This is a genomic window from Piscinibacter lacus (assembly GCF_016735685.1).
GTDB lineage: Bacteria > Pseudomonadota > Gammaproteobacteria > Burkholderiales > Burkholderiaceae_C > Aquariibacter > Aquariibacter lacus.
Genome location: NZ_JAERRA010000001.1, coordinates 544617 through 559236 on the forward strand (window position 1 = coordinate 544617; position 14620 = coordinate 559236).

Annotated in this window: 11 protein-coding genes; 7 read left to right on the top strand and 4 right to left on the bottom strand. The window is 73.6% G+C overall.

Annotated features, from left to right (window positions below; all coding sequences use genetic code 11):
• Positions 1-61: 61 nt before the first annotated feature.
• Positions 62-592 (bottom strand): glutathione peroxidase, encoded by a 531-nt coding sequence (locus JI742_RS02510; RefSeq protein WP_236676748.1) that lies wholly within the window; start codon positions 590-592, stop codon positions 62-64.
• A gap of 213 nt (positions 593-805) precedes the next feature.
• Here JI742_RS02510 and JI742_RS02515 point away from each other — a divergent pair, with 213 nt between their 5' ends.
• The 5 genes from JI742_RS02515 to rfaE2 all read left to right on the top strand — a co-directional run bounded on the left by JI742_RS02515 (position 806) and on the right by rfaE2 (position 4937).
• Positions 806-1744 (top strand): MerR family transcriptional regulator, encoded by a 939-nt coding sequence (locus JI742_RS02515; protein WP_201823734.1) that lies wholly within the window; start codon positions 806-808, stop codon positions 1742-1744.
• Positions 1735-1911, top strand: coding sequence for a DUF2256 domain-containing protein (locus JI742_RS02520; RefSeq protein WP_201826307.1), 177 nt, complete (start codon positions 1735-1737; stop codon positions 1909-1911). Before JI742_RS02515 ends, JI742_RS02520 begins: the two co-directional genes overlap by 10 nt.
• A 2-nt stretch (positions 1912-1913) precedes the next feature.
• Positions 1914-3467, top strand: coding sequence for a cryptochrome/photolyase family protein (locus JI742_RS02525; protein ID WP_201826309.1), 1554 nt, complete (start codon positions 1914-1916; stop codon positions 3465-3467).
• Between the two features lie 82 nt (positions 3468-3549).
• Positions 3550-4416 (top strand): ferritin family protein, encoded by an 867-nt coding sequence (locus JI742_RS02530; RefSeq protein WP_201823737.1) that lies wholly within the window; start codon positions 3550-3552, stop codon positions 4414-4416.
• 26 nt (positions 4417-4442) lie between these two features.
• Positions 4443-4937, top strand: coding sequence for a D-glycero-beta-D-manno-heptose 1-phosphate adenylyltransferase (rfaE2, locus tag JI742_RS02535; protein ID WP_201823740.1), 495 nt, complete (start codon positions 4443-4445; stop codon positions 4935-4937).
• 15 nt (positions 4938-4952) lie between these two features.
• On the opposite strand, the gene rrtA is transcribed toward rfaE2, so the two are convergent.
• The gene (rrtA, locus tag JI742_RS02540) at positions 4953-5657 is read right to left on the bottom strand and encodes a rhombosortase (protein WP_201823743.1); all 705 of its coding nucleotides are present in this window, start codon (positions 5655-5657) and stop codon (positions 4953-4955) included.
• Entirely contained in the window at positions 5654-8554 is a 2901-nt protein-coding gene (gene glnE / locus JI742_RS02545; protein WP_201823746.1) for a bifunctional [glutamate--ammonia ligase]-adenylyl-L-tyrosine phosphorylase/[glutamate--ammonia-ligase] adenylyltransferase, read from the bottom strand. Before glnE ends, rrtA begins: the two co-directional genes overlap by 4 nt.
• 164 nt (positions 8555-8718) lie before the next feature.
• Here glnE and JI742_RS02550 point away from each other — a divergent pair, with 164 nt between their 5' ends.
• Both JI742_RS02550 and JI742_RS02555 read left to right on the top strand, forming a co-directional pair.
• Positions 8719-13209, top strand: a complete 4491-nt coding sequence (locus tag JI742_RS02550) for a YhdP family protein (RefSeq protein ID WP_286184020.1) — start codon at positions 8719-8721, stop codon at positions 13207-13209.
• Entirely contained in the window at positions 13206-14051 is an 846-nt protein-coding gene (locus JI742_RS02555; protein ID WP_201823750.1) for a carbon-nitrogen hydrolase family protein, read from the top strand. Before JI742_RS02550 ends, JI742_RS02555 begins: the two co-directional genes overlap by 4 nt.
• Before the next feature lie 22 nt (positions 14052-14073).
• Here JI742_RS02555 and JI742_RS02560 read toward each other — a convergent pair whose 3' ends face one another.
• Positions 14074-14577, bottom strand: a complete 504-nt coding sequence (locus JI742_RS02560; RefSeq protein WP_201823752.1) for a cupin domain-containing protein — start codon at positions 14575-14577, stop codon at positions 14074-14076.
• Between the last annotated feature and the right edge of the window lie 43 nt (positions 14578-14620).

The following is a 14620-nucleotide window of genomic DNA, read 5'->3' on the forward strand; positions in this document are numbered from 1 at the left end:
GGGAAGGCTCACGGCTTCAAGGGTTGTTGTGACTCGTTGGTCGGACTATAACCGTTCAGTCTCATTTTGCATCCAGTAGTTTTTCGATGCGGGCGACGAAGGCCGGATCGGTGGGCTCGACGCGGGTGGAGACGCTCTCCACGCTGCGCCCGTCCCGGGCCACCAGGTACTTGTGGAAGTTCCAGCCCGGGGCGCTGCCGCTGAGGCGGCTCAGCGCCTGGTAGAAGGGATCGGCGCCGCTGCCGCGCACCGACAGCGGCCCGACCATGGGGAAGCGCACGCCATAGGTGCTCTGGCAGAAGTCCGAGATCGCCTCGCGGCTGGCCAGCTCCTGGCGGAAATCGTTCGAGGGCACGCCCAGCACCACCAGGCCCCGCGCGGCATAGCGCTTGTGCAGGGCCTCCAGTTGCTCGTATTGCGGGGTGTAGCCGCAGCGGCTCGCGGTGTTGACCACCAGCAGCACCTTGCCGGCGTATTGGCAGAGGTGCTGGGGTTGCTCGTCCTGCAGGCGGGGCAGCTTGCGGTCCAGCAGCTCGGGGCAGGTCGTCCGCGCTTGGCTCGGTCCCGCCAGCAGCAGCCCCCCCAGCAACATGCCGCCCGCGGCGCGCCGCGTCAGCTTCGGGCGCGGGGAAACGGTTCCCGAGTCGTCAACAAGGTTGGTCATTTGTCTTGGGCAAAAATGGGGTGCGGCTCGTTACTATGGGGTTTGGCTAGAAGTTTCAGCCTTTGTCCAGGTCAAGACTATGCGCTCTTCACGGTTTTCGCTTGCCCGTCCGGTCCGTCAAGCGCGGCCTGAGGCGCAGCCATGAACGACCGGCGCGAGGCCCAGGGCCTGAGCCTTTCGATCGCTGCGGTCGAACGGGACACGGGCTTGTCGAAAGACACCCTGCGCGTATGGGAGCGACGCTACGGCTTCCCTGTCCCCGCGCGGGACCTGGGCGGTGAGCGAGCGTATCCGCTGGATCAAGTCGAGAAGCTGCGCGTGATCAAGCGCCTCATGGATGCGGGCCACCGGCCCGGCCGCATCGTGGCCCTGCCGGTGCAGGACTTGCAGCAACTGGCCGACAGCGGCTCGGGCAGCCCGCAGCGCAGCGCCGAGATGCATCTCGTGCCCGACCTGCGGCCCTACATCGAGCTGATTCGCGGTCACGACGTGGATCGCCTGCGGCGCCAGCTCTCGCAGGCCCAGGCCCGGCTCGGGCTGGGCAGCTTCGTGCTGGAGCTGCTCGCGCCGCTCAACACCCTGGTGGGCGACACCTGGATGCGCGGCCACATGGAAATCTTTGAAGAGCACCTTTACACCGAGTCGGTGCACGTGGTGCTGCGCCAGGGCATCGCCAATGTGCCGCAGCCCGAGGCCGGCAGTGCCCGCCCGCGCGTGCTGCTGACCACGGTGCCCAATGAGCCGCACAGCCTCGGCCTGCTGATGGCCGAGGCGCTGTTCCTGCTGGAAGGCGCGCGCTGCGTCAGCCTCGGCACGCAGACGCCGATCTGGGACATCGTGCTGGCCGCCACCGCCCACCGCGCCGACATCGTCGCGCTGAGCTTCACGGCCGCACAGAACCCGAATGTCGTCGTCGACGGCCTGGCCGAGCTGCGCGAGAAGCTGTCCAAGTCGACGGAAATCTGGGCCGGCGGCGCCGCGCCCGTGCTGCACCGGCGGCCGACCCCCGGGGTGCAGGCCCTGTCCTCGCTGACCGACATCGCCCCCGAGCTGCGCCGCTGGCGCCGCACCTGGCTGTGAGCGGCGGCTTCCGCGGCAACAAGGCCGCGCTGCCGAGCAAGCCCTGCCAGCACTGCAAGCGGCCGATGAGCTGGCGCAAGGCCTGGGCGAAGAACTGGGACGAGGTGAAGTACTGCTCCGACCGCTGCCGCGGCGAGGCCCGTCGCGCACCCGGGGCCCGGCCGTGAGCCTGCGTCATCTCGTGCTGGTGCTGGGCGACCAGCTCAACCTGGACAGCGCGGCCTTCGACGGTTTCGACCCCGCCCAAGACTGCGTGCTGATGATCGAGGCCCGTGGCGAGGCCGACAGCGTCTGCTGGAGCCACAAGGCCCGGATCGCCCTGTTCCTCAGCGCGATGCGCCACACCGCCGAGGCCCTCCGCGCCCGCGGCTGGCCGCTGCGCTACCTGCGGCTGGACGAGGCCGTCGGCGCGGCCGATGACGCCACGCTACCGGGCCGCCTGGCCGCCGTGCTTGCCGAACAGCCGCCCGAGGGCCTGGTCGTCGTCGAGCCCGGCGAATGGCGGCTGGCGCGGGCCGTCGAGGCCGTGGCCCGCGCGGCCGGTGTGCCGCTGCAGCCGCGGCCCGACCGCCACTTCCTCTGCAGCCGGGCCGAGTTCGCCCGCTGGGCCCAGCCCATGAAGGGCAGCCTGCGCATGGAGTTCTTCTACCGCGAGCAGCGCCGCCGCCATCGCGTGCTGCTCGATGCCGAGGGCCAGCCCGAGGGCGGGGCCTGGAACTTCGACGCCGACAACCGCAGCGCCTACCCCAAGACCGGCCCGGGCACGATCCCGCCGCCGGCCGGCTTCGCACCCGATGCCCTCACCCGCGAGGTCTTCGACCTGGTCGAGCGCGTCTTTCCCAGGCATCCGGGCCACCTCGACGCCTTCGCCTGGCCGGTCACCCGCGCGCAGGCGCTGGAGGCGCTGGATCGCTTCATCGCGCATCGGCTCGCCCAGTTCGGCCCCTACCAGGACGCGATGTGGGAGGCCACGCCCTTCGGCTGGCATTCCTTGCTCTCGACCAGCCTGAACCTCAAGCTTCTCGACCCACGCGAGGTGATTGCCGCCGCCGAGGCCGCCTACCGCGCCGGTCGCGCCCCGCTGGCCGGCGTGGAGGGCTTCATCCGCCAGATCCTCGGCTGGCGCGAGTTCATCCGCGGCGTCTACTGGCGCTTCATGCCGGATCTGGCCGAGGCCAACCACTTCGACCACCAGCGGCCGCTGCCAAGCTGGTGGTGGACCGGCGACACCCAGATGGCCTGCGCGCGCGACGTGATCCGCCAGACCCTGGACCATGGCTATGCCCACCACATCCAGCGCCTGATGGTGACCGGCCTCTTCGGCCTGCTGGCCGGGCTCGACCCCAAGGCGGTCGCGGCCTGGTACCTGGCCGTCTATGTGGATGCGGTCGAATGGGTCGAGCTGCCGAATGTCGCCGGCATGGCCTTGTTCGCCGACGGCGGGCGCTTCACCAGCAAGCCCTACCTGGCCTCGGGCGCCTACATCCAGCGCCAGAGCAACCACTGCGCCGGCTGCCGCTACCGGCCCGAGCGCAAGACCGGCCCGGACGCCTGCCCCTACACCGTGCTGTACTGGGCCTTCCTCGACCGGCACGAGGCCGCGCTGGCCGGCAACGCCCGGACGGCACTCATGGTCAAAAACCTCCAGCGCCTCGATGCCGGGCAACGCGCCGCCCTGCGCGACGAGGCCGAGGCCCTGCTCGGCCGGCTGGACTCGATCTAGGCCGCCGCCTCGGGCTGCGGGGTTTTGTGGCAGGGCTGTCACGCACCCCGCCTAAAATTCGTGCAGCCGTGAAGGATCCCGCATGCTTTATCCCGAACTTTTCAAGCAGCTCGAAGCCGTCCGCTGGAACATGGACAAGGACATCCCCTGGGACCGCTTCGACGCCAGCCAGCTCAGCGACGAGCAGGCCCGGACCATCAAGATGAATGCCATCACCGAGTGGGCGGCGCTGCCGGCCACCGAGATGTTCCTGCGTGACAACAAGGACGACAGCGACTTCAGCGCCTTCATGTCGGTCTGGTTCTTCGAGGAGCAGAAGCACTCGCTGGTGCTGATGGAGTACCTCAAGCGCTTCCGGCCCGACCTGGTGCCGACCGAGCAGGAACTGCACGATGTGCGCTTCGACTTCGACCCCGCCCCGGCGCTCGAAACCCTGATGCTGCATTTCTGCGGCGAGATCCGCCTGAACCACTGGTACCGCCGCGCGGCCGAGTGGCACACCGAGCCGGTGATCAAGGCCATCTACGAGACCCTGGCCCGCGACGAGGCCCGCCACGGCGGTGCCTACCTGCGCTACATGAAGCGCGCCATGGGCAAGTTCGGTGACGAGGCCCGGGCCGCCTTCGCCAAGGTCGGCGTGCTCATGGCCAGCGCCCGGCGCACCGCCAAGGCGCTGCATCCGACCAATCTGCATGTCAGCGAGACCCTGTTCCCGCGCGACACCATCCAGAGTCGCCTGCCCGACCCGGAATGGCTGGAGCACTGGCTCGACACCCAGATCCAGTTCGACGCCGTCTGGGAGAACAAGGTCGTCGAGCGCATCCTGCACAACCTCAGCCTGCTGATGGACCGCAGCTTCTCGACCGTGCAGGAGCTCAACCGCTTCCGCAAGGAAATGAGCCAGCGTGTCGCAGCCGCGACGCCGACCGGCGCGCATCCCGCCGTCTGAGCGGGGCGGCGGACACAATCCGCCGCATGCCTGACACCGCCGCCCCGCCGCCCGACTTCCTCGACAAGCTCTGCCCGCGCGGGGACCTGCCGGAGCGCATCGCGGCCCTGCCGCGGCCGCTGGTCTTCACCAACGGCGTCTTCGACATCCTGCACCGCGGCCATGTGCAGTACCTGGCCCAGGCCCGCGCGCTCGGCGCCAGCCTGGTCATGGGCCTGAACAGCGATGCCTCCGCCCGCTTGCTCGGCAAGGGCCCGGACCGGCCGATCAACGGCGAGGCCGACCGCGCCACCGTGCTGGCCGCGCTGGAAAGCATCAGCCTCGTCACCCTGTTCGACGAGCAGATGCCGCTGGCGCTGCTGGAGATCGTCCGCCCCGACCTCTATGTGAAGGGCGGCGACTACGACATCGAGACCCTGGCCGAGACGGCCCTGGTCCGCCGCTGGGGCGGGGACGCCCGGGCCCTGCCCTTCCTCGAAGGCCGCTCGACCACCGCGCTGATCCGCCGCATCCGCGGCTGAGGCCGGCCGGCGCCCTCAGCGCCGCAGCCTGCCCAGCAGCAGGGTCAGCAGCGCGCCCAGGCCCGCGCCCCAGGCGTGGGCGGCCACGACCACCGGGAAATCCCATTCGCTGCTGTTGGCCATGGGCCCGCGCCAGGGCGATTCCAGGCCGATCTTCAGCAGCAGGCCCAGGGCGATGCCGGCGCCGATGCGGCGCAGGGCGCGCGGCATCTCGCGCCCGGCCAGCATGCGCACGGCCATCACCGCCACGCCGGCATGCAGCACCCCCGACAACCCGGCGTAGTGCTGAAGCAGCGGCGCATGCACCAGCAGGGCCAGATGCGTCAGCGGCCAGGCCAGGCTCCAGGCCACCACCGCGCCACGGTTGACCCGGCCCGCCCAGCCCAGGGCCGCGACCAGCAGGCCGCCGAGCAAGTTGGCGCTGAGATGCTCCGAGTCCAGGTGCACCCAGGCTGCGCTCCAGAGCCGCCAGGGTTCGTCGAGCAGCACGCTGGCCTGCCAGGCCAGGGTGGCATCGGACAGCCGGTCAAGCCGCGGCGAGCCGCCGATCAGCAGCGCCGGCAGCAGCAGCAGCGTGCTCATCAGCAGCCAGAGCGCCAGCGCGGCACGCGCGCTGCCGTCCGGGCGCGAAGGGTCCGGCAGGCGCTCGGGGCGGGATCGAAGACGCGGCACGGTGCCGGCGCCCCGGCGACCGGCCGGGGCGGGCACCGGCAGACTCATGCGGGGGCCGCCCCCGCCGCCGTGGGGCCGAAGACGGCCTGCCCGAGCGCCCGCACGGCCGCCTGCTCGGCGGCCAGGTCGCTGGCCTCGAAGCGGGTCGGAGCCTCGTCCAGCCGGGCACGGTGCTGCACCTGCCGCAGGCGGCGGTAGGCGGTCGCCGCGGCCTCGCCCACGCCGCCGGGCAGCAGGCCGGCGGCCTCGGCGCGTTGCAGCAGGGCGATGTTGCCGGCATCGTCCTGCAGCGGCGCCTGGCGGGCGCTGTGGGCCAGCACCAGGTGCTGAACGGCGAACTCCACATCCATCATGCCGCCCGGGCTGTGCTTGAGGTCGTACTTCCCGGCGGGCACCGGGTGGGCCGCCTGTACCCGCGACCGCATGGCCAGGATCTCCCCGGCCAGGGCCTGGGCATCGCGCGGGGCGGTGATCACGCTGCGCCGAACCGCCTCGACCCGGGCGGCCAGGCCGGGGTCGCCGGCGCACCAGCGGGCCCGGGTGATGGCCTGATGCTCCCAAGTCCAGGCGGTGTTGCTGCCGCGCTGGGTCTGGTAACGCTCGAAGGCGTCGACCGAGGTGACGAGCAGGCCCGAATTGCCGTTGGGCCGCAGCGCGGTGTCGATGTCGAAGAGCTCGCCCTCGGCGGTGCGCAGCGTCAACCAAGTGATCAGCTTGCGGACGAAGGCGGCATAGACCTCGGCCGCCGTGTCGGCATCGGGCTCGTCGGCCGGGTCGAAGAGGAAGACGACGTCGAGGTCGCTGCCATAGCCCAGCTCCTTGCCGCCGAGCTTGCCGTAGGCGACCACCGCGAAGCGCGGGCGCTCCGGCCGCGCCAGCCGCAGCCGCGGCTTGAAGATCTGCCAGCTCCAGCGGATGGCCACATCCAGCGTCGCGTCGGCCAGGGCGGAGAGGTCGTCGGCGACCTGCTCGATGCTCAGCAGGCCCTCGACATCGCGCACCAGGGTGCGGAAGACCTCGGCATGGTGGGCGCGCCGCAGAGTGTCGAGCAGGGCCTCCTCGCTGGCCTCGCCGCCGCGCGTCCAGGCCTCGTGGCGGTCCTGCATCTCGCGCAGGAAGGCGCCGCGGTCGAAGCGGCCGGCCATCAGGCGCGGGTCGGCCAGCTCGTCGATCACGCCCGGATGCTTCATCAAGTAGCGCATCGGCCAGCGCGCCAGGCCCAGCAGGCGCAGCAGCCGGGTCAGCACCTCGGGCCGCTCGGCCAGCAGGGCCAGGTAGCTTTCGCGGCGCAGCAGCGGCTCGATCCAGTCGATGAAGCGCAGCACGGCCGATTCCGGGATGGGGGCTTGCGGCGCGGCCACCAGGCTGGCGCGTGCGCCTTCGGCGGCCGGCACGTCGGCCGGCGGCAGGTCCTCGCCGGCCACGGCGGGGCAAAGCTCGGCCGACGCGTTGCTGCCAACGCAGCGCGCAGCGCGCTGGATCAGCTTGGCCAGGCGCAGCTTGCTCTCGTCGCGCAGCAGGGCCACGCGCGGGCTGGCGGCGAAGCTGCGCACCCGCTCGGCCAGGGTGGCGGGCAGCTTGTCGGCAAAGCCCGGCGCATCCACCGGCAGGGGCGGCCCGCCGCACTGGCGGCAGCCGCCCGCGCCGCCGGCCGGCGCGCGACCATCGTGCAGCAGGGCGTCGAACTCATTGGCGACGAACTCGCGGTGGACGACCAGGCCTTCAAGCAGCTCGCAGGCATCGGCGGTGCAGCGCAGGCCCATGCTGCGGCCGATCCAGGCCAGGTCCTCGTCGACGGTGGGCAGCAACTGGGTCTGCTGGTCGTCGAGGTACTGGATGCGGTGCTCGACCCGGCGCAGGAAGGTGTAGGCCTCGCCCAGGCGGCGCGCGGTGTCGGCCGTCATCAGGCCGACGGTGACGAGCCGCTCCAGCGCGCTGAGCGTGCTGCGCGTGCGCAGCTCGGGAAACTGGCCGCCGCGCACGACTTGCAGCAATTGCACGATGAACTCGATCTCGCGGATGCCGCCGCGCGAGAGCTTCACGTCATTGGCCCGCTGCGGCCGGCCGGCGGCGCGGCGCGCGGCCTCGTCGCGCACCTTGCGGTGAAGCTGGCGCAGGCCTTCGAAGACGCCGTAGTCCAGGTAGCGCCGGAAGACGAAGGGCACGACCACCTCGCGCAGGGCGAGCGGACCGTCGCCGCAGTCCGCCACCGCCGGCGCGACGACCCGGCTCTTCAGCCAGGCGAAGCGCTCCCACTCGCGGCCCTGGACGAGGAAGTACTCCTCCAGCATCGCCAGGCTGACCACGGCCGGGCCGGAATTGCCATTGGGCCGCAGCGCCAGGTCGACACGGAAGACGAAGCCGTCCTCGCTCGTCTCGCCGATCAGGGTGTAGAGCTGGCGCGCGACCGAGGCGTAGTACTCATGGTGGCTGAGCACGCCGCCGCCGTCGGCGCGGCCGCTGGTCTGGCCGTCCTCGTCGTAGACGTAGATCAGGTCGATGTCGCTGGAGACATTCAGCTCGCGGCCGCCGAGCTTGCCCATGCCGATCACCCAGAAGGCCGAGCGGCTGCCGTCGGCGCGACGCGGCATGCCGTGGCGCGCGTCGTGGTCGGCCAGGGCCTGGGCCAGGGCGCGCTGGAGCGTCACCTCGGCCAGGGTGCTCATGGTCTGGGTGACGGCCTGGAGCGGGCCGTCCTGCTCGGTGTCCAGCACCACCAGGCGCTCCAGCACCAGTTGGCGGGTGATGCGCAGGGCAGCGGCCAGGCCGTGGCCGCTGGCGAGCAGGCGGTCGATCAGGGTGTGCAGCGCGCTCGCGTCCGGCCAGCCGGGGGGCAGCAGCCCGAGCAGCTCCGCATAACGCCGGTGGATGCGCTGAACGAAGCGCGAATGACGGGCCAGGCCCGGCGGCGACGCCATGTCGATGGCAGGAGGGAGCAGGCCCATGAGGCGTTCAGCTCTGTGCTAGGGTGCCCGGGCCGTTGGCCAAGCGCGGGCCGGTCGGCAGGCCGGGACGGGGGCCCTGAGTGGCGAGATAGCAGGATCCGGGCCGAGGCAGCATGCACAGGCCGCACTGCCCCTTCCGCGTGTCGCGGTGCCCTCTCTCCGTCATGCCATCCGCTCCGACTGTCGCTGCCGATACGCCTTCCAACCCGCCCCCGAGACCCCGGGCGCGTGGGTGGCCGGCCCGTCTGGGCCGCTGGCTGATCTTGTTTTTCATCCTGGCCCCGAGTGTGCTGGGGCTGTTGTGGCTCGTGCTCCAGTGGGGCATTCTGCCCCGGATCGACCATTGGCGGCCCTGGGTGGAGCAGCGCGCCACCGAGGCCCTGGGCCGGCCGCTGCGCATCGGCGCGATCAGCACCCAGGGCGGTCGCGCCTGGCAGCAGGAACTGCGCATCGAGCGGGTGCAGCTTTTCGATGCCCAGGGCCAGGTCGCGCTGGAGCTGCCGAGCCTGCGCGCCACCGTCTCGCCCGCTTCGCTGCTGCACTGGCCGCCGCGCCTGACCCTGCTGGAACTGGAGGCGCCGCGGCTCGACATCCGCCGCGATCCGGCCGGCCGCCTGTGGATCGGCGGCCTGGCCCTGGCCGACGGCCGCCCCGCCGCAGCCGCCCCGGCCGACGACCGCCTGGCCGACTGGCTGCTGCGCCTGCCGCTGCTGCGCATCGTCGGCGGCCAGTTGCGCTGGCATGACGAGGCCCGCGGCGCCCCCCCGCTCAGCCTGGACCGGGTCGACCTGAACTGGCAGAACGGCGTGCGCCACCATGCCCTGCGCATCGACGCCAGCCCGCCCGCCGACTGGGGCGAGCGCTTCAGCCTGCGTGCCGACTGGACCCGCCCGCTGCTGCTGCCGCTGGGCGACCTGGGCGAGGACGGCCGCCTGCTCGCCGCCCCCACCGACTGGCGGCGCTGGCGCGGCAGCCTGCATGCCGACCTGCCCCGTGCCGATGTGCAGCGCCTGTCGCGCCACCTCAGCCTGCCGGTCGACCTGCAACGCGGCGACGGCGCGCTGCGCGCCTGGTTCGACTTCGCCGACGGCCGGGCCGAGGACCTCACCCTCGACCTGGCCCTCGACACCGTCACCCTGCGCTTGGCCCCCGAGCTGGCACCGCTGGACCTGCGCCGCGTGCGCGGCCGGCTGCGTGCGCTGGACGGGCCGCAGGGCGGTCGCATGAGCCTGGAGAACTTCGCCTTCGAGACCGCCGAGGGCGAGCCCTGGCCAGCCAGCACCACCCGGCTGGACTGGCGCTATGCCGCCCTCGCGCCCGGGGCGGGCGGGCCGGCGGGGTTGGCCTCGGCGGCTGCGGCTGCGTCTGCGTCTGCGGCTTCGGGGGCCACGGCTGCGGCTGCGCCTGCGGCGGTCTTGTCGGGCGCAGCCTCCGTGGCAACGGCAACGGCGTCGGCTTCGGGCGCCGCGGCTTCGTCCGCCCCAGCGGCCTCGGACGCCCCGGCGCCGGACCTGCTCTTCTTCGGCCAGCGCCCCCTGGCCGGCGGCGCGCTCAGCCTGAGCCAGGTCGATCTGGCCCGGCTGCGCGGCCTGGCCGCACGCCTGCCCCTGCCGCCGAACTGGCAGCAGGCGCTCGATGCACTGGCGCCCGAGGGCGAGCTGCGCGACCTGGCCCTGCGCTGGGACGGCCGCCTCGCCGCCCCCGATCGCCTGCAATTCGAGGGCCGCGCCGAGGGCCTGGCCCTGGCTGCCCAGGCCCTGCCGCTCGACCCGCTGGGCCGCGCCCTGCTGGCCGAGGGCAGTTGGCTGGGCCGGCCGGGCTTCCGCGGCCTGAGCGGCCAGTTCAAGGCCACCGAAAGCGGCGGCCAGGCCAGCCTGTCGATGCGCGACGGCCGGGTCGAGCTGCCCGGCGTCTTTGCCGAGCCCGCCCTGGACCTGCCCCAGCTCGATGCCCGGCTGGACTGGCAGCGCGAGGCCAGCGGCTGGCGCGTCGATTTCAGCGAGCTGGACCTGCGCACCCCCGACTGGAAGGGCCATGTCAACGGCCGCTGGCGGCGCGGCGATTTCGAGCAGGGCCCCGGCCACCTGGAACTCGACGGCCGCATCGACAAGGTCGCCCTGGAGCGCGTGCGCCGCTACCTGCCCCTGGTCCTGCTGCCCGAGCTGCGCGACTACCTGGGCCAGGCCCTCGTTGGCGGCCAAGGCGAAAGCCTGCGCCTGCGCCTGGCCGGCCCGCTGCTGGACTTTCCCTTCGCGGATGCCGAGGGCAAGCCGTCGGGCGGCGAATTCCGGGTCAGCGCCATGCTGCGCGAGGCCCGCTTCGACTACGTGCCCTGGGAGGTCTGGATGGGCGAGGCCCCCGGCCAGGGCGCCCGGCGCCGCTGGCCGGCGCTGGCGGCGATCGACGGCGAGCTGCGGGTCGACGGCCGCCAGCTCAGCCTGCGCAAGGCCCGCGCGCGGCTGGCCGATCCGGCCCTGGGCCAGATCGCGCTGGAGGCGGGCGAGATCGAGATCCCCCGGCTCGGCCCCGAATCCCGGCTGGGCCTGCGGGCCAAGATCCGCGGGCCGGCCGCGGAGTGGCTGCGCTTCATCGGCGCCACGCCGGTCGGCGACTGGCTGGGCGGCAGCCTGGCGGAGGCCAGCGCCACCGGCGAGCTGAGCGGCGACCTGGCCCTGCAACTGCCGCTGCACGACATCGTCCGCAGCACCGTGCGCGGCCACTTGCAATTCGGCGGCGGCAGCCTGCGCCTGCGGCCCGAGCTGCCGCTGATCGGCGCCCTGCGCGGCGGCCTGAGCTTCAGCGAGCAGGGCTTCACCCTGCAGGGCGCCGTCGGCCGCGCCCTGGGCGGCGAGCTGAGTGCCGAGGGCGGCTTGCCGCCCGGCGGCCGGGCGCGCATCGTGCTGCAGGGCACGGCCACGGCCGAGGGCCTGCGCCGCGCGCCCGAGCTGGGCGTCTGGTCGCGCCTGGCCAGCCGGCTCGAAGGCCAGACCGCCTGGCGCACCCAGCTTGCCTGGGGGCCGGCCGGGCTGGACTGGGACCTGAGCAGCAGCCTGCTCGGCCTGGGCGCCCAACTGCCCGCCCCGCTGGACAAGCGCGCCGACCAGGCCTGGCCGCTGCGCGTGCGCAGCCGCCCGCTGGAGGGCGCGAGCCCGGCGCAGGACTGGCTGAGCGTCGACCTCGGCCCGGCCGAAGGCCCGCCACGCCTGCAAGCCCGGCTGCTGCGCGAGACCGATGCCGAGGGCCGCGTCCTCCTGCGCCGCAGCGCCTTCGGCCTGGGCGTGGCGGCGCCCGAGCCGCGCGCCCGCGGCAGCGCCGAGCTGCGCGCCGACCGCCTGGTGCTGGACGAATGGCAGGCCGTGCAGCGCCTGCTCAGCGGCGCCGAGACGGTGCAGGTCGGCGGCGGCCTGCTGCCCGCCCAGGCCCTGCCGCCGCTGGAAGCCGCTGCCGGCCGGCCGCCGCAGGACGGCCCGGCCACGCCGCTCGGGCTTTCCGGGCTGGACCGCCCGCCCGCGCAGATCGAGCTGCGGGCCGGCGAGCTCGCCTGGGGTGCGCGCCGGCTCAGCGGCCTGAAGCTCTCGCTCAGCCAGGGCAGTGGCGGCGAGGAGGGTTCCTGGCGCGCCCGCATCGAGGCCGACCAGGCCAGCGGCAGCCTGGTCTGGCGGCCCGAGCTGGGCCCGACCGGCCGGCTGCAAGCCCGTTTCGATCGTCTGGTGCTGCCGCAGGCCGAGGCCGAGGCGGTGAGCGAGCTGCTCGGCGACGCGTCGGCCGAAGGCCGCGACGCCCTGCCCGCGGTCGACCTGATCGCCGAGGACTTCGTGTTGCGCGGCAAGCCGCTTGGCCGGCTGGAGATCCAGGCCTCGCAGCGCGCGGCCGAGAGCAGTTGGCGGCTCGACCGCCTCAGCCTGGCCACGCCCGAGGCGCGGCTGGAGGCCCAGGGCGAATGGAGCCTGGCCCGGCCCGGCGGCGGCGGTCGCCGCACCGAGCTGCAAATCGACCTGGAGGCGCGCGACGGCGGCCGCCTGCTGGCCCGCCTGGGCCAGGGCGAGGTGCTGCGCGGCGGCAGCGCCAAGCTCAGCGGCAAGCTGGGCTGGCGGGGCTCGCCGCTGGACTTCGACCATGCCAGCCTCGACGGCGAGCTCAAGCTCAGCGTCGGCCGCGGCCAGTTCCTCCGTGCCGAGCCCGGCGTCGGCCGCCTGCTCGGCGTGCTCAGCCTGCAATCGCTGCCGCGCCGCCTGCTGCTGGACTTCCGCGATGTCTTCGCCGAGGGCTTCAGCTTCGACGCGATGGACGGCCAGGTCAGCATCCGCCAGGGCATCGCCCGCACGCGCAACCTGCGCACCCGCGGCCCGCAGGCCCTGGTGCTGACCGAGGGCGAGGCCGACCTGGCCCGCGAAACCCAGGACCTGCGCGTCTGGGTGGTGCCCGAATTCAATGCCGGCGCGGCCTCGCTGGCCTATGCGGCGATCAACCCGGCGGTCGGCCTCGGCTCCTTCCTGGCGCAGTGGTTCCTGCGCCAGCCGCTGGCCGAGGCGGGCACCCGTGCCTTCCACGTCACCGGCGGCTGGGCCGATCCGCAGGTCGAGCGCCTCGAACAGACCCCGCCCACGCCGCAGGCTGGCGCCTCGGACCCGGCCCCCGCACGGAGCACGCCATGAAGATCGCCGCCCTGCAGCTCTGCGCCGGCCCGCGCCGGGACGAGAACCTCGCCCGCGCCCGCGCGCTGATCGCCGAGGCCGCTGCCGCGGGGGCCGAGCTGGTCGCCCTGCCCGAGTACTTCTGCCTGATGGGCTGGCGCGACCAGGACAAGCTCGACATCGCCGAGCCGCCCGGCGAGGGGCCGATCCAGGCCATGCTGGCCGAGGCCGCGCGCAGCCACGGCCTGTGGCTGGTCGGCGGCAGCCTGCCGCTGCGCGAAGGCCTGCCGGCCGCGCCCGGCGAGCCGCCGCGCCGCGCCCGCAACACCACCCTGGTCCACGGCCCCGACGGCCAGCGGGTGGCGCGCTACGACAAGGTCCATCTCTTTCGCTTCGACGACGGCGAGCGCCGCCACGACGAGGCGGCCACCCTGGAGCCCGGCGACGCGCCGGTGGCCTTCACCGCCACCGACCGGCGCGGCCGGGCCTGGCGCGTGGGCCTGTCGATCTGCTACGACCTGCGCTTTCCCGAGCACTTCCGCGCCCTGATGCAGCCCGCGCCCTGCGACCTGCTGCTGGTGCCCGCGGCCTTCACCGTGCCCACCGGCCGCGCGCACTGGGAGCTGCTTCTGCGCGCCCGCGCGGTCGAGAACCAGTGCTATGTGCTCGCGCCCGCCCAGGCCGGCCGCCACGAGAACGGCCGCAGCACCTGGGGCCACAGCCTGGCGGTCGACCCCTGGGGCGAAGTGCTCGGCCAGCTCGGGGCCGAGGGCGAGGGGCTGCTGCTGGCCGAGCTGTCGGCCGAGCGCATCGCCGAGGTCCGGCGGCAATTGCCGGCCCTGGACCACCGCCGGCTCGGCTGAGCCGCGGCGGCGGCCCGGACCTTCAGCGCTCCGCGGCGGTGGCTGGCGGCGGCGCCAGGAAGCGCGTGGCTGTTGGCCCGGCGCCGTGTTCCTGGTAGCGCACCGCGCCTTCGCGCGCCCACACCCAGTGCGGCACGCCGGCCGGCGCGAGCAGGGACGATCCCGCCGGCACCGCCACGGCCTGCGCCGGGTCGGCCGTCGCGCCGAAGCCCACCCAGAGCGTGCCCTCCAGCACCGTGGTCAGGCGCGCATCGGGATGGGTGTGCGGCGGCAGGCGGGCGCCTGCGTCCAGTTCGACGCGCAGGGCATACAGGCCGGGCGCGGCCTCGGCGCCCGTCACCCAGCGCGCGCGGATGGCCGCCTGGCCCGGCGGCGAGAAGGCCGGCAGCGCGGCCGGGTCGATCACCTGCGGCGCGGGCAGGGCGGCCGGGCGGCCGTCCTCGGCCCGCAGGGCCGGAGGCATGAGCAGGGCCGTGGCCAGCAGGCCGGTGGCCAGAAGGTGGGGGGCGGGGCGCGTCGAGGTCATCGCTTTGCTTCGAGCCATGCGGAGCCGCGATGGTGGTCGGCGG